Raw genomic sequence first — 19,176 nt, 5'->3', positions numbered from 1 at the left:
AAGCGGTCCGGGGCCCTTCCCCCATGGGCCCGCACCCGGGTGGAGCGGCCCTCGCCACTCGCCGGGCGCGGAAGCGGTCGGGAAACGGACAGCCGGTGGCGCGGTGGCCGGAAGGGCGGCGGCCGGGGCGGGGGCCGACGACGGGGGGACGGCGCGACCCGGTCGCTGTCCGTCGTGCACAGAACGCATCGTCCCTCACCCCCGGCCGCCCGTCGCAGCCGTCCACGCACCCCGTCGGCCCGCTGATAGCGAGGCGCGACCGATCCCTCACTATGCAATACGGGGTGGTGGAACGCCACTTCCCCGCAGATTCACAGGCCTCGACCTCGCCTCCGCACGGCGGGCGTCATCGGCTCAGCTCTCCTCCCCCGCAGCGAGGAAAGCGCCGACCAGCTCCGCGAACTCCTCCGGCACCGCGATCCGGACCCCCAGGTCCTCCGCCTTGGTGCGCTTGGATCCGGCCTTCTCCCCGGCGACCAGCATGCTCGTGCGCTTGGAGACGCTGGAGGACGACTTGCCGCCCGCCCGCTCGATCAACTCGTTCATCTCGTTGCGCGTCAGCTTCTCCAGCACTCCGGACATCGCTCCCGTGACCACCACGGTCATCCCCGACAGAGGCAGCGCGGAGCCGCTTCCGCCGTCGCCATCGGCCTCCGCCCCGGTCTCCCCGCCACCGGCGGCCTGCGCGTCCGCACCGGCCGGCTCCTCCGCCCCGGGCTCCGGGGGCGGGGTGGCGCCCGGCTCCGTCATGTTCACCCCGGCCGCGACGAGCTTGCCGATCAGCGGGGCCAGCTCCGCCAGCTCGGCGACGACCGCGGCGGCCTTCTCCTTGCCGATGCCGTCGACCCGCTGGAGCGTCTCCACGTCGGCGGCGACGATCCGGTCCATCGTGGCGAAATACCGCGCGACGCGGCGCGACATGGAACGCCCCGTGCCGCGCACGCCCAGGGCGCAGAAGACCCGGGAGAGCGGCCGGGCGCGGGCGGTGTCGATGGCGGCCAGGAGGTTGTCCGTGGAGGTCTCGCCCATCCGGTCGAGGGAGAGCAGCTGCTCGCGCTCCAGGGTGAACAGATCCGCGAAGTCGGCCACGAGGCCCGCGTCGACGAGCTGGACGACCCGCGTGGAGCCGAGGCCCTCGATGTCGAGCTGATCGCGCCCCGCCGCATAGGAGACGGAGGCGACCAGCCGGCAGTCGCGGCCCCGGGTGCAGCGCCAGCGCTGCTCGCTCGTGTCGATGGCGGAGCCGCACTGCGGGCAGCTCTCGGGGAAGGCGATGGGCGTCTCGTCGCCGGTGCGCAGGTGCACGACGGGGGCCTCGATGCGCGGGATGATGTCGCCCGCCTTGTAGACCATCACCTGGTCGCCCAGCCGCAGGTCGCGGCGGGTGATGTCGGCCGGGTTGTGCAGGGTGGCGTAACCGACGGTGGAGCCGTCGATCTCCACGGGCTCCAGGACGGCGCGCGGCGCGATGATGCCCGTGCGCCCGACGTTCCACTCGACGGACAGCAGGCGGGTGATCTTCTCCACGGCGGGCAGCTTGTGGGCGATGGCCCAGCGGGGCGCGCGGGTGCCGGAGCCCGCCTCGCGCTGGTCGGCCGCCAGATCGGCCTTGATCACGATCCCGTCGATGCCGAACGGCAGCGAGGCGCGCAGGGAGGCCGTCTCGGCCACCCGCGCCTGGACCTCCTCGACCGTGGAGACCCGGACCGGCGCCACGTCGGTGCCCGCGGCCGTGTGCACGCCGAGGCCGGCGACGTACGCCAGGATCTCGCTGTGGGGCAGTTCGCCGAGGGTGTCGGCGAGCTCCCCGGAATCGGGCAGCGGCAGTGCGCCGTAGGCGAAGAAGGTCGTCTCCACGCGGTAGGCCCGGTCCTTGGCACGCAGGGTGCCCGCCGCCCCGTTGCGCGGATTGGCGAAGGGGGCGCCGCCGTGCTCCGTACGGATCGCGTTGCCCTGCTCGAACTGCTCGTTGGTCATGAGGATCTCGCCGCGCACCTCGATGGTGACCGGCTCGGCCAGCCGCTCCGGCAGACCGACGACCGCACCGGCCGCGTGCGAGACGTCCTCGCCCGCCGTGCCGTCGCCCCGCGTGATGAGGCGCTCGAACCGGCCGTTCCGATAGCGCGCGGCGACGGCCAGGCCGTCCAGCTTCGGCTCGACGCTCCACGCCGTCACCGGCCTGCCGATCCGCCGCTCCAGCGACGCGGTCCAGGTCGCGAACTGCTCGGCCGAGAACACGTTGTCCAGCGACAGCATGGGCGCCGTGTGCGGCACGTCGCCGACGGCGGCCCCGCCCGCGACCTTGCCCGTCGGCGAGGCGGCGAGCACCTCGTCCGGGTGGTCCGCCTCGTACGCGGCTATCCCGCGTGCCAGCCGGTCGTAGGCGTCGTCGTCCAGCGCGCTCTCGCCCGTGGCGTAGTACGCGGCGGCGGCGAGCGAGGCCTCTTCGACCGCGGCGGCATAGGCGGCGGCATCGGCGAGCACAGCAGCTGAGTTCGTCATGGCCACCATTCTTCCGCCCACCACTGACAACGCCGCCGATCCCGCCTCCGCCCCGATCTTGAGAGAGCGCTCTCCCATGAACGCATCCCCAACTCGTCGCCCATCAGGCTTATTTCTTGGATCTGCGCACTCTCTTGACATGCACAGAAGGCAATCCTACGTTCCTCCGAGAGAGCGCTCTCTCTCATGATCAAGGAATCCCCCCATCCCCCCACGTCCCGAACAGGAGTGCCGTGCTCTTTCGTCATCGACGCAATCCGGACCACCGCCGTCAACGTTCCCTGCCGCCCTGGCGGTACAGAATCGCCGGGCTCGCCGCGGCGGCCCTCGCCCTCTCCTTCCTCCAGGCCAACGTGGGCAACGCGGCGGCCGACCGGGCCGCCGCGGACACCGCCCCGAAGGCCGCCGCGGATGTGGTGCGGGTGGCCGAGTTCCTCGCGGAATGCCCGTACACCCACCGGGCCCCCGACGACCCGATCGTCTTCCCCGGGCTGCCGGGCGCCTCCCACATGCACAGCTTCTTCGGCAACGACACCACGCACGCCGGCTCCGACCTGGCCTCGCTGGAGCAGGGCCGCACCTCGTGCTCCCCCGACACCGACCTGTCGTCGTACTGGGTGCCCACCCTCTACGACGGCGACCAGGAGGTGGAGCCCACCGGGACCACCTTCTACTACCTCGGCGAAGGGGTCAGCGACGACGTCATCCGGCAGATCCAGCCCTTCCCCCGGGGCCTGCGCATCGTGGCGGGCAACGCGAAGGCGACCGGCCCGCAGGACAACACGATCGCCCGCTGGTCGTGCCTGCACGCCGGCGAGGTCAACCCCTCGACGGACTTCGTGAACTGTCCGCCCGGCACGATGATGGAGTCCTACCTGGACTTCCCGCAGTGCTGGAACGGTACGGATCTCGACTCCGCCGACCACAAGAGCCACATGGCCTACCCGGTGAACGGCGGCTGCCCGTCCACCCACCCGGTGCCGGTTCCCAAGCTCCGGCAGGTGCTGCGCTACCCGGTGAACGGCGACCCGGCCCGCTTCCGGCTGGCGTCCGGGCCCGGCTACACCATGCACGGCGACTTCTTCAACGTATGGCCGGAGGAGGAGATGGCGCAGCGCGTCCGCGACTGCATCAACGCGATCGTCAAGTGCGGTTTCGACGGCAAGCCCTGACCGTACGTCAACTCCGTGCGCACCGCGTCCGCTCCGGGGCCCCGGCTCCGGGGCGGGCGCCCTCCCCCACCGTACGAGGACGCCTCATGAACCGCATGAACCTCCCGAAGCTCCCCCACCGGGCCGCCGTCCTCGGCCTGCTGGGCGTGCTGGCCCTCACCGGCGCGGCCGGCTGCTCATCGGCGGCGGACTCCGCACCTCGTACGACGGCGGATTCCGCGCCCCGTACGGCAGAGGCACGGACGTCCGCGCCGCCGTCCGCCACCGGATCCGCCTCCGCATCCGCCACTGACGTCGGCTGGGTCCAGCTGATGACCCCGATGAACCAGCAGGCGGTGAAGCTGCTGACGCTCGCCGCCGAGCGTGCGGACGAACCGCGGCTCCGCGCCTTCACGGTCCGGCTGCGCGCCGATCAGGAGGCGGAACTCGACCGCTTGAGGCCCCTGTTGACCCGGATGGGGCTGCCCCTGACCGATGTGCACGCGGGGCACGACATGCCCGGCATGGTGACCGAGCGGGACCTGACGGCGGCCCGCGCAGCCGAGGGGCCCGCGTTCGACCGGCTGGTCCTCGCCGGGATCCGGGACCATCTGCGCCAGTCCGCGCAGGTGTCGCGTTCCGAGATCACCGCGGGCGGCCGGGCGGACGCCCGTGAACTGGCCCGCGCCCTTGTCACGGCGCGCGAGACCTTCCTCGCCGAGCTGGCACGACTGCCGGGCGCGGAGCGGGCCCTCGGCTGAACGGGGCGGCCTGCCTGCGGGTATAAAGGGCTGCATGACAGCCGAAGTGCCGCCGCCCGTACGCCCCACGACCTTGGAGGACGTGGCGGCCGTGGCCGGTGTGTCACGGGCGACGGTGTCCCGGGTGATCAACGGGGCGACCACGGTGGACCCCGCCCTGCGCACCGTGGTCGAGGAGGCGGTGGCGACCACCGGCTATGTGCCCAACCGGGCGGCGCGCTCGCTGGTGACCCGGCGGACCGACTCGGTGGCCCTGGTGGTCTCCGAGCGGGAACGGCGGCCGATGTCCGAGCCGTTCGTCGGCCGGATGTTCTCCGACCCGTACTTCGGCCGGGTCGTCAGCGGGCTGCTGGAGGTGCTGCGCCCGGCCGGGATCCAGATGGTCGTGATGCTGGCCGACGACGAGGCCTCCCGGACCCAGCTGCTCTCCTATCTGCGCCACGGCCATGTCGACGGGGTCGTGCTGATCACCACGCACGCCGACGATCCGCTTCCCGGGCTGCTCCAGGAGACCCGGATGCCCGCCGTCCTCGCGGGCCGTCCGCACAAGCCGTCGCCGCTGGCCTATGTGGAGGTCGACCAGCACGCCGGGGCGCGGCTGGCGGCCGACCATCTGGCCGCGCTGGGGCGGCGGCGCATCGGCACCGTCTCGGGGCCGCAGGACATGCCCGCCGGACAGGTCCGGCTGACCGGTTTCCTGGAGGCCGTCGCCGCGCACGGCATCGAGGACGTGGCCTGCGCCGAGGGGGATTTCACGCATCTGGGCGGGGCCGCGGCCATGCGCAGGCTGCTGGCGGACCGCCCCGACCTGGACGGGGTGTTCATCGCCTCCGACCTGATGGCGCTGGGCGCGCTCCCGGTGCTGCTCCGGGCCGGGCGCGATGTGCCGTCCGATGTGGCGGTGGTCGGCTTCGACGACAGCAGCGCGGCGGCCGCCTGCGACCCGCCGCTGACCACGGTCCGGCAGCCGGTGGAGGAGATGGCCGCGGAGATGGCCCGGCTGCTGCTGAAGCAGATCGGCGAGCCGAGCGGCCCCTCGCCCTCCGTGCTCTTCCCGCCGACGCTGGTACGGCGGCAGTCGGCCTGAGTCAGGCCTTCGTCTCCGGCGCGTCCGGAACGGGGCTCTCCGGCACGTCCGGAACGACGGCCTCCGGCACGGAAGTCTCCGGCACATCCGGAACAGGGGTCTGTCGAACAGGGGTCTGTCGAACAGGGGCCTCCGGAACTGGCGGCTCCGGCGCCGGAGCCGCGGCCGGGAACGGCTCGTCCGCCAGGTCGGCCCCGGCGAAGCCCTCGGCCCGGACCGGTACCTGAGGTCCTGAGGACTCCTGGAGCCAGCGGGTCAGCACCCGGTGCACCGCCTCGGCGCCCACCAGCCCGCCGCCCGGCGGCACGGGCGCGCCCTCCGCGGTCTCGGCGGCCACGATGTCGAGCGGGTCGGTCAGTCCGCGCGGCCAGAGCAGGAACGGCCGGGACTGTTCGCCGCCGAGGCCGCCGTGCGAACCGATCTGCTCCTCGAAGGCGTGCACGGTGCCGGTGGCGGGGTCGTACATGGAGTTGACCATGACGTCGGCGACGTGCGGGAAGGTGTCGGTGCGCCGTACGGCGGCGGCCGCGCCGACGCCGAAGTCCGTGAGCGGGCCCTCGCCGTCCGCCAGTGCGGCGACGGGCACCTCGGCCCCGCCGGGTCCGAGCACCACGGAGCCGTGTGTCTCGCTGCGTACGAGGAGGAAGCCGATCCCCGGGTGGTTGGCGAGCGTGGAGAGCAGCGCCGGATGGCGGCGCTCGATCTGTTCGCGGGAGGCGCGGCCCTCGATGTCGGGGAAGGAGATCAGCCCGAGGTTGCCGGAGGCCAGCACGATCGGGTCGGAGAGCTTGGCCGGGTGCTCGGCCTCCTGGTCCTCGACGGGGCGGTGCAGGGCGATCCGCACCGCGTCGCGGGCCTCGGAGGCGCTGCGGGTGCGCTGGGCCCGACGCGGCACGGGCAGGCCGCAGCCGGCCCGGACGAGGTCCTTGAGCGTGAGTCCGTACTTCCCCGCGAAGGTCTCGCCGGGGCTCTGGCCGTGGTCGGACAGCAGCACGATCCGGTAGGCGCGCGGCGTGTGGTCGGCGATCTTGGCGATCAGGGCGAGCGAACGGTCCAGGCGTACGAGGACCTTCTCCGCGTCGCGGCTGTGCGGGCCGGAGTGGTGGGCGACCTCGTCGTAGGCGACCAGGTCGGCGTAGACGGCGGTGCGGCCGGCGAACATGTCGCCGAGGACGGCGGCGGCGACCACATCGCGCTCCACGACGGTGGCGAAGGCGCGGATGAAGGGGTAGAGCCCGCCGCGCTTGATCCTCGGGGTGACCTTCCGGGCGCGGGCCCGGGTCGACTGGCCGATCTCGCGGAGGACCTCGGCGACGAAGGAGAGAGCGGTACGGGTGGCGTTGGCCGGGTCGGAGAAGTAGGCGAAGTATCCGGCGCGGGAGCGGCGGCCCTTGCCGCGCCGGGCGGCCATGGAGAGGACCAGGGCGAGCTGTCCGGCGCCGCCGCTGAAGAGGTTGCCGCGGCTCGCGCCGTCGACGGTGAGCAGCCCTCCGTCGTGGGTGTGCGCGATGGCCCGGCGCTGCATTTCGAGGGCGCTCGCGGGCCGGCTGGAGACCATGAGCGTGCGGGTCTCCTTCTCGTACCAGCGGAACGCGGGCACGTCGTGGTTGCTGCCGTGCAGGATGCCGAGCTGGCTGGCGCCGGTCTGGCTGGACCAGTCGGTGCGCCAGGGGGTGAGGCGGTGTCCCGAGGAGTCGGCAAGCCAGCCGGCAACGGTCGGCATCAGCCCGTCGGCGGCGGCCTTCACCAGCACGTCGTGGCCGACGCCGTCGAGCTGGAGGAAGACGGTGCCGGGCGGTCCTTCGCGGCCGGGCTCCGGCGGGCGCGGGGAGCGGCCGCGTCTGCGGCGCCGGTCGGCGAGCCGGGACAGCCTGCGGCGGTAGGCCTCGTCGTCGCGGACGGCGAGGGCGGTGGAGGTGGCGGAGGCCACGGCGGACATCACGGCGGCCACGACGACGGCGGTCTCCGGCGCGGCGTCGCCGCGTCCGTCCGGGATGAGCCGCAGCGCTATCAGCAGCAGCGAACCGTTGAGGAAGAAGACCAGCGCGCCGAGGACGAGCGCCGGCACGATGAGCAGGGACCGTACGAGGACGGGCCAGACCAGGGCGGAGAGCAGACCGAACGCGCCCGCGCCCCAGGCGGCGGTGAAGGCCGTCTTGGTGATGGTGTCGCCGTCGTCGGACTGGAGCTGGAAGTCGGGCAGGATGCCGGCGAGCGCGAGCATGGTGAGGGTGGACACCGCCCAGACCGCGGTCACCCGCATCAGGGCTCTGCCCGCCGTACGCCACTTCCCGTCACCCACGCCGGTCCACCTCACGTCCTCTCCGCCCCCGGCCCCGCTGGTCCGGGGTCCGCTCTTCAGCTTTTCACAGCGTCGGTCCCGGTCAGCGGCTTCCGGGCGGACCGGCCGGGGGCGGCGGGACGGTACGGGGGGCGCATAGGCTCGTAGCGGCAGCGCACCCGGGCACGGGTGGCGCGGGCCGTGCCCGGACACGGGGTCACGGGGGTCGAGCGAGGAGGCGGACGTGCCGGTGGAGGTCACCTGGTGGGGTCATGCCACCTGCACGATCGAGGACTCGGGGGTGCGGGTGCTGACCGACCCCCTGTTCGTACGGCGCTTCGCGCATCTGCGCCGCCGCCGGGGCGAGGTGCCGCCGCCGCAGGCCGCGGTCGCGGAGGTGGTGCTGGTCTCCCATCTCCACTCCGACCATCTGCATCTGCCGTCGCTGGCCCGGCTGGCTCCCGGCAGCCGGCTGATCGTGCCGAGCGGCGCGGTGGCGGCCGTGCCGGGGCTGCGGACGCTCCGGCGGAGGCGGCAGCTGCAGATCACCGAGGTGCGGCCGGGCGACACGGTCCGGGTCGGCGAGGTGCGGGTGCGGGCGGTGTTCGCGCTGCACGACGGACGGCGGCTGCCGGTCGGACCGCACCGCGCGCCCGCGCTCGGTTACGTCGTCGAGGGCGAGGCCCGGACGTACTTCGCCGGGGACACCGGGCTCTTCGACGACATGGCGGACGCGGTGGGGCCGGTGGACGTGGCGCTGCTCCCGGTGGGCGGCTGGGGGCCCTACCTGGGGCACGGCCATCTCGACCCGGCCCGCGCCGCCGAGGCCCTGACCCGGCTCGCGCCGCGCTCCGCGGTGCCGGTGCACTACGGCACGTACTGGCCGATCGGGCTGGACGGGGTGCGTCCGCACGAGTTCCACGCGCCGGGCGACGAGTTCGTCCGGCACGCGGCGAAGCGCGCGCCCGAGGTGACGGTGCACCTGCTGGGGCACGGCGAACGGGTCGGTCCGGAGGTGGGCCGGTGATCCAGGAGATCCAGCAGGTGGTGCGGGAGCTGCCCACCGAGTCGACCCAGCAGGCGGTCGGCTACCCGACGCTGTTCGCCCTAGTGGCGCTGGGGTCCTTGGTGCCGGTGGTGCCGACGGGGGCGCTGGTGAGTACGGCGGCGGTGGTGGCGTTCCACCAGACGTCGCCGTTCGCCCTGCTCCTCGTGTTCGTGGTGGCGTCGGCCGCCGCGTTCCTCGGCGACATCTGTCTGTACTGGCTGGGGCAGCGCGGAGTGCGGTCGAAGAACGGCTCGAAGTGGCTGGAGGCGATCACCCGCCGGGCCGCGCCGGAGCGGCTGGCCCAGGCGCAGGCGAAGCTGGACGAGCGGGGCGGGACAGTGCTGGTGCTCTCCCGGCTGGTGCCGGCCGGGCGGATTCCGGTGATGCTGGCCTGCCTGCTGGGCCGGATGCCGTTGCGCCGGTTCGCCCGGGGCGACGTTCCGGCGTGTCTGGCCTGGGCGGCGACGTACCAGCTGATCGGGATCCTGGGCGGTTCGCTGTTCCCGGAGCCGTGGCAGGGGGTGGTCGCGGCGGTGGCCCTGACGCTGCTGATCAGCGGGGCTCCGGCGGTGTGGCGCAGGCTGCGGTCGGGGTTCGGCCCGGCGTCCTCGTGACCGTGCGGCGTGGTGACCGCGTGCCCTCGTGACCGTGCGGCGTGGTGACCGCGTGCCCTCGTGACCGTGCGGCGTGGTGACCGCGTGCCCTCGTGACCGCGTGCCCTCGTGACCGCGTGCCGTCGTGACCGCGCGACCTCGCCACGTCGTGGCCTCGTGACCACGCCCCGTCGCGGCCTCGCTCGGCGGCCGCGCACGGTCCACGCCGTCATCGGCGCAGTGCGGCGAAGACCGCCGCGAAACCGTCCAGCGCCCGTGCCACATGCGGGAGCTCCAGGGGTCGCGCGGCGGTGAGGGACTCCGTCTGCTGCTGCGGCGTGGCGCCCAGCAGCGGCCCCGTGCCCAGGCGTACGCGCAGGGCGCCGAGCTCGTCCCCGAAGCGGTGGCCGCCCGGGGCCGGTGCGCCGAGCCGGTCGGTGAGGTACTCCTCCAGCTCCATGGAGTCCGTGACGCCCAGATCGGCCAGCCGGGCGCGGAGCGGGCCGAGGTCGGCGTAGAGGTGGCGGCCGGCCTGCGGAGGGCGGGCCAGTGCGCCGGAGGCGAGGACCGCGCGGTGGGCGGCTGCGGCGACCTCGGTCTGGAGCGCCGCGGCCCGCCGGATCCGGTCGCGTACGGAGTCCGGTTCCGCCAGCGCGTGGGCGGCCGTGTGGGCGATCGGACCGGCGACGAGCGCGCCGAGCGCGGTGAGGATGTCCAGGGTGCGGGCGTGCCGGACGGCAGCCCGGGCGGTGTCCGGGAAGCGGGCGACGGCGACCGGCCAGGCGGCGGGCGCGAGGGCTCCGGCCAGGTCGGCGATGACCGTGACATCGTCCGGGCACATCTCGGCGGGGCTGAGCAGGACGGTGTCGCGGGGCCGGTGCACGGTGTCGCGCCAGGTCTCGTCGCTGATGATGTGCAGCCCTTCGCCGACCGCCGCCTCGCAGGCCTCGCGGACCAGCTCGGGCGGAGCGACGGTGGCGGTGGGGTCGTCCACGACGGACAGCAGCAGCAGTTTCGGCCTGCCTCCCTCGGCACGGACCCGGCGGACGGTCTCCAGCAGGGCGTACGGGTCGGGCACGCCGCCGCACTCGGCCGGGGTCGGCACATGGTAGGCGGGCCGCCCCAGCAGCCGGGCCTGCGGCATCCAGGTGGCCGGGCAGGGTCGCGGCATGAGCACATCGCCGCCGTGCGCGCCGATCAGCGCCAGGAGAAGCGGCTGGGCGCCGGGGGCGGCGGCGATACCGCCCGCCGTACCGTGCAGCCCGCGCCGGTCCCAGTAGCCGCGGGCGGCCTCCCGCAGGACCGGGCCGCCGCCGGGAGGTTCGGGGCGGGTCCGCTCGGAGGCGGCGGCCAGCACGGCGGCCAGTTCGGGAACGACCGGAAGACCGGGGTCGGGCGCGGGCGGCCCGTAGCGGACGGGGCCGTGGTCCTCGTGCGCGGGGGCGGCCTCCTCACCCGACCGACGGGCCCGGTCCTGTCCGTGGGCCCGGTCCTGTCCGTGAGCCCGGTCTTGCGCGGGGGCGGCCTCCTCGCCCGACCGACGGACCCGGTCCTGCGCGGATGCGGCCGCCGGGCCCGGCCGACGGGCCGGGTCCTGCGCGGGGGCGGCCTCCTCGCCCGGCCGACGGACCCGGTCCTGTCCGTGCGCCCGGTCCTGCGCCGGGTCCCGGTTCCCGGGCCGGCCGGTGTCCTCGGTCCCGTCGGTCCCGTGCATCCGGGCCTCCTCCGCCACTCGTCGCTCCGCGTCCGCGCCCCGGCCGCCCGCCCGGCCACCGGGCCCGGTGCCGCCACCCGGCTCCGGGCCGACGGCGTCTCCGGCTTCCTCATGACGGCCTCTCCGGATGACGGCCTCTCCGGCCCTTTATACGGAGGTTCCGGGCGGCCCGCCCGCTCACTTCGGGTGCCCGGCGCCGGGACCGTCACCGCGTGGGCCGTTCCGCCGGTCGGCGGCTCCACGTGGCCAGGGTCTCAGCGCGCCTGCTGGTTCAGCCCGGCCGCGCCGGGTATTCGCTGAGCCATGTCCACACCGAGAACCTCATCCGCCGCCCCCGCCGCCGCCCGCCTGCGCGGCTGGCTGCAGGGGCGGGACCTGGCCGTCTTCCGGAGCGTCGCGGACCGGCACTGGCCGGGCGCCGATCCGCTGCTGCCCAGGCTGAGCCGGAGCGCCAACCACGGGCTGCTCTGGTTCGGGGCGGCGGCCGGGATCGCGGCCCTCGGCAGCAGTGCGCGCTCCCGGCGGGCCGCGCTGCGCGGGGTGGCGTCCCTCGCCGTGGCCTCGGCGGCGATCAACACGGTCGGCAAGGGCGCGGTGCGCCGCGAGCGGCCGATAGTCGACCTGGTGCCGGTGGTGCGGCAGCTCAAGCGGCAGCCTGTCACCACCTCGTTCCCCTCCGGCCACGCCGCGTCGGCCGCCGCCTTCGCCACCGGGGTGGCGCTGGAGTCCAGGGGCTGGGGCGCGGTCGTGGCCCCGGTCGCGGTGGCCGTGGCCGCCTCGCGGGTCTACACCGGCGTCCACTATCCGAGCGATGTGCTGGCGGGTGCGGCGCTCGGCGTGGGTGCCGCGTTCGCGCTGCGCGGGGTCGTGCCCACCCGGGGCCAGCTGCCCGCGCCCGGCCGCCCGCCCGGTGAGGCCCCTGCGCTGCCCGCCGGGAAGGACCTCGTCGTGGTGGTGAACCACGAGTCGGGCACGGCCACCGCGACCGCGTCGCTGGTGCGTGAGGCGCTGCCCGCGGCGCAGGTGGTGGAGGTGCCGCCGGAGGAACTGTCGGCCGCGCTGGAGAAGGCGGCGGGTCAGGGGCGGGCGCTGGGCGTCTGCGGCGGCGACGGCACGGTGAACCTGGCGGCGTCGGTGGCGGCGACGCACGGCATGCCGCTGGCGGTCTTCCCCGGCGGCACGCTCAACCACTTCGCCTACGACCTCGGCATCGAGACCGTCCACGACACCGCCGCCGCCCTCGCCGCGGGCGATGCGATCCGGGTGGACCTCGGCCGCTTCCGGCCGGGCCCCAAGGGTGCGGACGGGGCGGACGGCTATTTCCTCAACGCCTTCTCGCTGGGCGTCTATCCGGAGCTCGTGCGCACCCGGGAGCGCTGGTCGCCCCGGATCGGCGGCTGGCCGGCGGGGGTGCTCGCGGCGTTCCACGTGCTGCGCGGCGAGCGGCCGCTGGAGGCCGAACTGCAGGGCCGCAGGCGTCCGTTGTGGCTGCTCTTCGTCGGGAACGGGCTCTTCCAGCGGGTGGGGCCCGCCCCGGGCCGCCGCCACAATCTGGCGGACGGGCTGCTGGACGTCCGGGTGGTGCACGGTGGCCGGGGGCCCGCGCTACGGCTGCTGGCGGCGGCGGTGGCGGGACCGCTGACCCGCTCCCCCGCCCATGCGGCGGTGCGGCGGCGCCGGGTGCGGATCGGCGGTCTCGCACCGGGGACTCCGTACGCGTACGACGGTGAAGTGGCGCACTCCGGAACGGAGTTGCTGATCGACAAGCTGCCGGAGGCGCTGACGGTCTACTGCCCGATGCCGGTCTGACGCATCGAAGCAACGTCCGCATGGCAAGACACCTATCTCATCATCCGACATGGCGACGTACGGTTGTTCCTGTCGCCGTGCCCGTCGGCGCGAGGTTTCGGGAGAGGACGCAACGCCATGCCGAAGGAGACCGCCGTGTACACGCACGGCCACCACGAGTCGGTCCTGCGCTCGCACCGCTGGCGGACCGCCGCCAACTCGGCGGCGTATCTCCTCGGTGAACTCGGCCCCGGCCTGACGGTGCTGGACGTCGGCTGCGGTCCCGGGACCATCACCGCCGATCTGGCCGCACTGGTCGCGCCGGGCCGGGTCACCGCGGTGGACACCAGCACCGGCATCCTCGGCCAGGCCGCCGCTGTGGCGTCCGAACGAGGACTGGAGAACGTCGAGTTCGCGGTGGCCGACGTCCACGCGCTGGACTTCCCGGACGACTCGTTCGACGTGGTCCACGCCCATCAGGTGCTCCAGCACGTGGGCGACCCGGTCCAGGCGTTGCGCGAGATGCGCCGCGTCTGCCGGCCCGGCGGTGTGGTCGCGGTGCGCGACAGCGACTACGCGGCGATGACCTGGTATCCGGAGGCACCCGGGCTCGACACGTGGCAGGAGGTGTACGGCCGGGTGGCCCGCGGCAACGGCGGCGAGCCCGACGCCGGCCGCAGGCTCCTGTCGTGGGCGCGGCGGGCCGGTTTCACCGACATCACCCCGACCGCGGGCGCCTGGTGCTTCGCCACCCCGGAGACCCGTGCCTGGTGGAGCGGCCTGTGGGCGGACCGTACGACGGACTCGGTCTACGCCGAACTGGCCGTACGCGGCGGCCACGCGAGCACCGAGCAGCTCACGGCCATCGCCGGGGCGTGGCGCGCCTGGGGCGAGGAGGGCGACGGCTGGTTCCTGGTCCCGCACGGCGAGGTGCTGTGCCGGGCCTGAGGTGACGGCCCGACCGGAATCGATCACATCGGCGGCGGCCGCCAACTACCCTCGTACGCATGGAGATCCTCGGAGCCACGCTGCGTATCTGCGTCGACGACCTGGAGGCCGCGGTGGCCTTCTACGAGGGGCTGACGGGCACGTCGGCCCTGCGCTTCGAGCGCGGTGGGGTGTCGGTGGCCGCGATCGGCTGCTTCCTGTTGATGAGCGGGCCGGAGTCGGAGCTGGAGGTGCTGCGCAAGGTGGGCGCCACCATCGCCGTCAAGGACGTCGACGAGGCGAACGAGGCGCTGACCCGGGCGGGCGCGCGGGTCATCGCGGGGCCGGTGCCGACCCCGGCCGGCCGCAACCTCATCGCGCTGCACCCGGACGGCTCGGTCTTCGAGTACGTGGACCGCAACGTCACCGTCTGACCGGCCGCCCGGGGCTTTCGTCGATCACTCCTGGGGCGGGCGCATGCGGAAGTCGTAGGCCTCCGGCAGCGGCTCGTCGCTGACCGCTGCCCACAACTCGTCGAGGATTCCGGCCCCTTCGCGCAGGTCGGCAACCTCGAACCCGGCGTCGAAGACCGCCCGCGCCGCTCCGGTGTCGCCCTCGGCGACCAGGATCCGGGCGTCGAGCAGCCGGAAGCGTCCGCGCTCGCGGATCGCGTCCGGCAGTCCGGCCAGCAGGGTCCGGGCCGCGCCGGAGCGGCCGGCGGACAGCTGTGCCTCGATGGTCTCGCGGGCCAGGGCGGTGAGCAGGGCGCCGCCCTCCGCCGATGCGATGAGGTCGCCCGTTCCCGGGGCGCCGAGGTCCGCGAAGGCCTCGGCGTACAGCTCGGCGGCGTGGTCCGGCCTGCCGCTCTCCTCGGCGGCGACGGCGAGGCAGCGCAGCAGCGGCCAGCGGGGCGCCGGATCGCCCTCCAGGCCGCGTTCCCAGCTGCGGACGGCCTGGGCCCGGTCGTCGGCGTGCCACTGTGCGATGCCCAGGTGGTATTCGGTGTGCGGGTCCGCGTCGGCGGTCTCCAGCATGTCGCGCCAGGGCGGCGAGACCGGTGTCGGCCCCGGTATGCCGTGCGGGCCCGGCTGCGGCAGGGTGCCGTGCTCCAGCAGCTCACGCCAGGGCGCCTGTGGTGCGCCGATGGTGCGGAGCGGGAACGGCGTGCCGGGCAGCCGGTGGCCGGTCCTCAGCACCTCCAGCGCGCCCCAGCCGGAGCCGGCGGCGAGGATCTCGCCCGGTTCGGCGTCGGCGTACGGCAGCCAGGCCGCGTACGCCTCCTCCACTGTTCCGCGCGGCAGCGCCTGCGCCAGCCGCGCGCCCGCCTCCTCGGTGGCGGCGGCCCAGTCGCCGCCGTGCACGGTGGCCGGGTCGGCGGACAGCGGGCCGTAGGACTCCAGCCAGCTGAAGGAGGCGCCCGCCTCCAGCGGCACGTGCTCCAGCTGGGTGCGGGCGAGACCGGCCTGGATCTCCGCGTAGCCACCGCCCCCGGGCCCGTTCAGCCACTCCTGCCAGCGGCGGCCGCCCTTCCCGTGGCCCCAGCGGAACAGTTTGCGGCCGCGCAGCAGGTCGGTGGAGGTCTGGGCGAGCCCGTGGCCGTCCGCGTCGAGCGCGGCGATCCACCGGCGGGCGTCCTCGGGCAGCTCGTAGAAGTGGTCGGCGGGGTACGCGGAACGCAGCGGGTAGGTGTGGTCGAGGCCGTCCGCCTCCGGGACGCCGACCCGGGTGAGGGTGTGGTCGTAGCCGAAGTGCCAGGCCTCGTCGGCCGGGACCAGCACCCGGGTGTCCGGGGTCTCCGGCACGGCGATGTTGGACCACCAGTAGACGGGTGCGGGCTGCTCGTGCGGGTTGCGTATCCGTACGCCGACGTGCAGGAAGTCGGAGTCGTCGGGGAGCCAGAGGTCCACCTGGAAGGGCAGGTCGCGCAGCCGCTCCCACTCCCAGAGGCGGACCATCGTGCCGCCGTCGGGTGCGGGCACGAGCGCGGCGTGCAGCGGCGCGCAGGACAGGGTGGTGTGGCCGGTGGCGCCGATGTTCCACTCGATCCCGCCGGAGAACCAGGCCCCGTTGAGGGCGAAGGCGGCGGGCTGGAGGACCGGGTTGCGGTGGAGGAGTTCGCGGCCGGTGGGCTTGTGGTGCAGGGAGTGGATCCGGCCGCCGAGTCCGGGCAGCACGGTGACCCGCAACCGCCCGTTCTCGATGACGACGGCGTCGATGCCGGTGGGGGTGCGCTCACGCCCGTACCCGTCGAGCAGCCGGGTGGGCAGGACGGTGCCCAGGGGCCGGTGGCCCAGTTGCCGGGCCATGTCGCGGGGCAGGCCCGCCCGTTCGCGGGGGTCGAGGGTGGGCGGCGCGGCGGGCGTGCGCAGTGGTGGGAGCGGGTTCTCCGGTCCGAGCGGTGCTGCGGGCAGGTTCAGTACGGCACGTCGTACGGTCGTGGCCAAGGCGCCCTCGTTCCCTCGCGGTGGGCCGCCGCGGGTCCGGGCGCCCCCGGTGACCATGGAACACGCAGGTGGCCGCGTGGGCCAGAGCCCCGTCGGCCGGATTTCGCGCGCCCTGGCCCGCCGGTAACTCCGTACGGCCGCGGCCGGCTCCTCAGGCGCCCTTGAGCGCGCCGACGACGAGGTCGGCGTCCCGCATGCCGAAGAGGCGGACGTCCTCGTCCTTGAGGTAGGGGCGGAGCCCTTCGAGGTCGCTGAGGTCCGGCTGCCCCCGGCCGGTGGCGATGGCCAGTTCCTCGCCGCCCGCCACGCCGATCCGGTCGCTGTTGCCGGTGTGCCGGAAGTCGGCGGATCCGTCGACGGCGGCGAGACCGTACCGGCCGATGCGGCGGAGGGCAGGGCCTGTCGTCACATTCCCGTCGTCCGGTGTCCTTCGATGCGGTCGGCGAGGGTGCGGGGGCGTCGAGGACCACGATCGTACGCATGCGGATCATCCCCGCCGGGGCGGCGCAGGGCCCTCAAGCGGTTTCGCCGACAGTGTGCGCGGCTCCCGTGCGGCCCGGTCCGGGGCCCGCCGTCACTGCTTCCGGCGGCGGAAGAGGTAGCCGCCGCAGCCGAGCCCGATGAGGAACATGGCGGCCAGCGCGGACCACAGCGGCATCGTCACCTCGGGGATCAGCACCCGGATGGTGACGTCGTTCGTGTTCACGCAGATGAACACGATGACGAGCACGACCACCACACCGACCGCGATACGCCCCGGAGTGAGCCATCCCTGGGCGCGCCCGCTGTCGCTCGATACGTCCTTGGGGCTCATGGTCCGGCCCTTCCGCTCGTCCTCGCCCGTCCGGCCCGCCGTCGTGCGCGCGACCGCCCCCCGGGGTCCCAGCATGGGCGGATGCCGGGTCCGGAGGGCGGTGATGTTGCGCCGTTCGGGTGAACGAGCGGGGGCGGGCGTCAGCCGGCCGGGACCACCGGGAGTTCCAGGACGCCGGTGTCCTCGGGGGCGTGGACGACGGTGACGGGCTTGATGCCCCGGTTGCCGAAGTACGCGGTGTCGCTGGCGGCGATGGCGAACTCCAGCCGGTGCCCCTTCTCGTACCGGTGGACGATGCCGGGCAGCTCCACCGTGAAGGGCCGGGTGACGTCGGGCACCCGGACGGGCGAGACGAGCCGGTTCACCAGTGTCCGGGTGCCGTCGGGGGCGACGTCGTAGACCTTGGCGAACAGGACCAGCTTGTCGGCGGCGTCGCCGCTGTTCTGGACCCGTTCCGTCTTCGGGGAGAGGACCTTCAGGGTGGCCTTCGGCGCGCCGACGACGTCGAGGGGCGCGGTGAGGGGTTCGCTGCGCCAGCCGAGGTAGGTGCCCTTGATGTCGTACGGCTTCGGGTCGGGCAGTCCGATCAGCGGGGCGATGGAGCTCTCGGAGTGGCTGGTGGGCACGAGCCAGTTGGTGTACTGACGGCTGCCGCGCGCCACCTTGGAGCGGTTGTCGACGAGCTTGCCGTCGCCGGAGAGGTAGAGGGACTGCGAGAGGGCGGGGACGTCGGCGGCCGAGCCGTAGCCGCTGTGCCAGTCACGGTAGTAGGAGAAGGCGGGCCCGGTGTCGGTGTCCGTCTTCTTCTGAAGGTAGCGGTCGAACCAGGCCAGCACCCGCTGCCCGACGTGGCTGGTCTCCAGATTGCCCTGGCTCAGGTCGAGTTCGCCGGGAACCTGGCCGCCGCTGTGTCCCCAGGACTGCCAGATCATCTTCGTCTCGGTGCCCTGCGCCTTGAGCGTCCGGTAGGTCGCCGTGGCCTCGTTGAGGTTGAACAGGCTGTCGGCCTGGCCCTGGACGATGAGGGTGGGGGCCTTGACCCGGTCGAGGTAGGAGACGGGCGAGACGCTGCGCGCGTAGGCGAGCATGTCCTCGGCCCTGTCGGCGGGGTAGCGGCCGGAGTTGAGCAGCCGGATGGTCTCGCAGGCGCGGGTGGCGAAGTGCAGGCAGTCCAGCCGGTTGATGCGGGACGGGTCCAGGCTCGGGTTGAGGAGCGGCTGGCCCTCGCCGATGAGGTAGAAGCCGTTGGTCCACTGCCACTTGAAGACGCCGGGGGTGTCGGAGGTGACGCCGGTGCGCGCCCCGGTGTTGTTGGGGGCGAGCGCGTAGCCGAGGTCGTTCCAGGTGATCAGCGGGACGAGGGCGTCGACGCGGGGGTCGACGGCGGCGGTGGCCAGCTGGATCGCGCCGCCGTAGGAGCCGCCGATCATGCCGACGCGCGGGTCGCCGTCGGCGTCCTGGGTGACGAAGTCGGCCTTGGTCCCGTCGTCGGCCGCGCGGACTCCCCCGAGGAAGTCGAGGAGTTCGGTCGCGGCCCGGCCGTCGATCCCGGGGTCGTCGAGGGTGATCAGACAGCCGGACTTGCCGAAGCCGAGGCCGGAGTAGACGAGTCCGACGTAGCCGCGTTCGGCGAAGGCCTTGCCGATGGCGTCGGTGGAGCCGTCGGACTTGCTGCCGCCGAAGCCGTTGGTGGCGAGGACGGCGGGGGCGGGGCGGTCCGCGTCGACTGCGGTGGGCCGGTAGAGATCGGCGTCCACCGTGCAGGTGCGGTCGCCCGCCCCGACGGTGAACGTCAGCGGGGTGACGGTGTACGGATCGGCCTCGGCATGGGCCGGACCGGCGAGGACGAGGGGGGCGACGAGGGCCGCCCCGGCGACCGCCACCAGCGGGCCGCGCACTCTGGAAACAGCACCTGACACGAAGACCTCCACACCGAGGACACCTTACCGACCGGTAAGTAATGGGCCGCGCTCATGCTGTGACACAGGTCATAGCCGTGTCAACGCATCGGTCAGCGGTTCTTGACGGAAGTTCACGTTCCGCGCGTGCGTGCACACATCTCCGGG

The 19,176-nt window shown here is 74.0% G+C and carries 14 protein-coding genes and 1 pseudogene; 8 read left to right on the top strand and 7 right to left on the bottom strand.

From position 1 onward, the window contains the following. Positions 1-354: 354 nt before the first annotated feature. Positions 355-2,511 (bottom strand): NAD-dependent DNA ligase LigA, encoded by a 2,157-nt coding sequence (gene ligA, locus KV381_RS31395; RefSeq protein WP_218787338.1) that lies wholly within the window; start codon positions 2,509-2,511, stop codon positions 355-357. A gap of 224 nt (positions 2,512-2,735) precedes the next feature. On the opposite strand from ligA, the gene KV381_RS31390 reads away from it, so the two are divergent. The 3 genes from KV381_RS31390 (at position 2,736) to KV381_RS31380 (ending at position 5,501) form a co-directional block, all read left to right on the top strand. After that, the gene (locus KV381_RS31390) at positions 2,736-3,674 is read left to right on the top strand and encodes a DUF1996 domain-containing protein (RefSeq protein WP_218786848.1); all 939 of its coding nucleotides are present in this window, start codon (positions 2,736-2,738) and stop codon (positions 3,672-3,674) included. 86 nt (positions 3,675-3,760) lie between these two features. Continuing rightward, positions 3,761-4,414, top strand: coding sequence for a DUF305 domain-containing protein (locus tag KV381_RS31385; RefSeq protein WP_218786847.1), 654 nt, complete (start codon positions 3,761-3,763; stop codon positions 4,412-4,414). Between the two features lie 34 nt (positions 4,415-4,448). Further along, positions 4,449-5,501, top strand: coding sequence for a LacI family DNA-binding transcriptional regulator (locus KV381_RS31380; RefSeq protein WP_030083698.1), 1,053 nt, complete (start codon positions 4,449-4,451; stop codon positions 5,499-5,501). Between the two features lies 1 nt (position 5,502). On the opposite strand, the gene KV381_RS31375 is transcribed toward KV381_RS31380, so the two are convergent. Beyond that, positions 5,503-7,803, bottom strand: a complete 2,301-nt coding sequence (locus KV381_RS31375; RefSeq protein WP_230543985.1) for a phage holin family protein — start codon at positions 7,801-7,803, stop codon at positions 5,503-5,505. A gap of 223 nt (positions 7,804-8,026) precedes the next feature. Here KV381_RS31375 and KV381_RS31370 point away from each other — a divergent pair, with 223 nt between their 5' ends. After that, positions 8,027-8,809 (top strand): MBL fold metallo-hydrolase, encoded by a 783-nt coding sequence (locus KV381_RS31370; RefSeq protein WP_030083694.1) that lies wholly within the window; start codon positions 8,027-8,029, stop codon positions 8,807-8,809. Further along, positions 8,806-9,444 carry a DedA family protein gene (locus tag KV381_RS31365; protein WP_098026834.1) on the top strand — a complete coding sequence of 213 codons (639 nt, stop codon included), beginning with the start codon at positions 8,806-8,808 and terminating at the stop codon, positions 9,442-9,444. The genes KV381_RS31370 and KV381_RS31365 overlap by 4 nt, the downstream gene beginning before the upstream one ends. Positions 9,445-9,652: 208 nt before the next feature. Here KV381_RS31365 and KV381_RS31360 read toward each other — a convergent pair whose 3' ends face one another. Beyond that, a complete protein-coding gene (locus KV381_RS31360; RefSeq protein WP_256995184.1) occupies positions 9,653-11,137 on the bottom strand; it encodes an aminotransferase class I/II-fold pyridoxal phosphate-dependent enzyme in 1,485 nt (494 codons plus the stop codon). 303 nt (positions 11,138-11,440) lie between these two features. On the opposite strand from KV381_RS31360, the gene KV381_RS31355 reads away from it, so the two are divergent. The 3 genes from KV381_RS31355 to KV381_RS31345 all read left to right on the top strand — a co-directional run bounded on the left by KV381_RS31355 (position 11,441) and on the right by KV381_RS31345 (position 14,286). After that, a complete protein-coding gene (locus KV381_RS31355) occupies positions 11,441-12,946 on the top strand; it encodes a bifunctional phosphatase PAP2/diacylglycerol kinase family protein (protein ID WP_218786846.1) in 1,506 nt (501 codons plus the stop codon). A gap of 117 nt (positions 12,947-13,063) precedes the next feature. Further along, positions 13,064-13,873 carry a methyltransferase domain-containing protein gene (locus tag KV381_RS31350; RefSeq protein WP_030083686.1) on the top strand — a complete coding sequence of 270 codons (810 nt, stop codon included), beginning with the start codon at positions 13,064-13,066 and terminating at the stop codon, positions 13,871-13,873. Positions 13,874-13,932: 59 nt separating this feature from the next. Continuing rightward, the gene (locus KV381_RS31345; protein WP_218786845.1) at positions 13,933-14,286 is read left to right on the top strand and encodes a VOC family protein; all 354 of its coding nucleotides are present in this window, start codon (positions 13,933-13,935) and stop codon (positions 14,284-14,286) included. Between the two features lie 24 nt (positions 14,287-14,310). On the opposite strand, the gene KV381_RS31340 is transcribed toward KV381_RS31345, so the two are convergent. From KV381_RS31340 to KV381_RS31325, 4 genes and pseudogenes are all read right to left on the bottom strand, one after another. Further along, positions 14,311-16,296, bottom strand: a complete 1,986-nt coding sequence (locus KV381_RS31340) for a DUF5107 domain-containing protein (RefSeq protein ID WP_218786844.1) — start codon at positions 16,294-16,296, stop codon at positions 14,311-14,313. Positions 16,297-16,477: 181 nt separating this feature from the next. Then, positions 16,478-16,690 (bottom strand): annotated as a pseudogene (locus tag KV381_RS31335) (arginase family protein); the annotation flags it as partial. A gap of 180 nt (positions 16,691-16,870) precedes the next feature. Further along, on the bottom strand, positions 16,871-17,110 hold the full coding sequence (locus KV381_RS31330) for a LapA family protein (protein ID WP_086777989.1): 240 nt from the start codon (positions 17,108-17,110) through the stop codon (positions 16,871-16,873). A gap of 140 nt (positions 17,111-17,250) precedes the next feature. Beyond that, positions 17,251-19,008, bottom strand: a complete 1,758-nt coding sequence (locus KV381_RS31325; protein WP_218787336.1) for a CocE/NonD family hydrolase — start codon at positions 19,006-19,008, stop codon at positions 17,251-17,253. Between the last annotated feature and the right edge of the window lie 168 nt (positions 19,009-19,176).

The organism is Streptomyces sp. WY228 (assembly GCF_019287315.1).
GTDB classification, from domain to species: domain Bacteria; phylum Actinomycetota; class Actinomycetes; order Streptomycetales; family Streptomycetaceae; genus Streptomyces; species Streptomyces caviscabies.
This window is presented reverse-complemented; position numbering and strand designations above follow the sequence as displayed.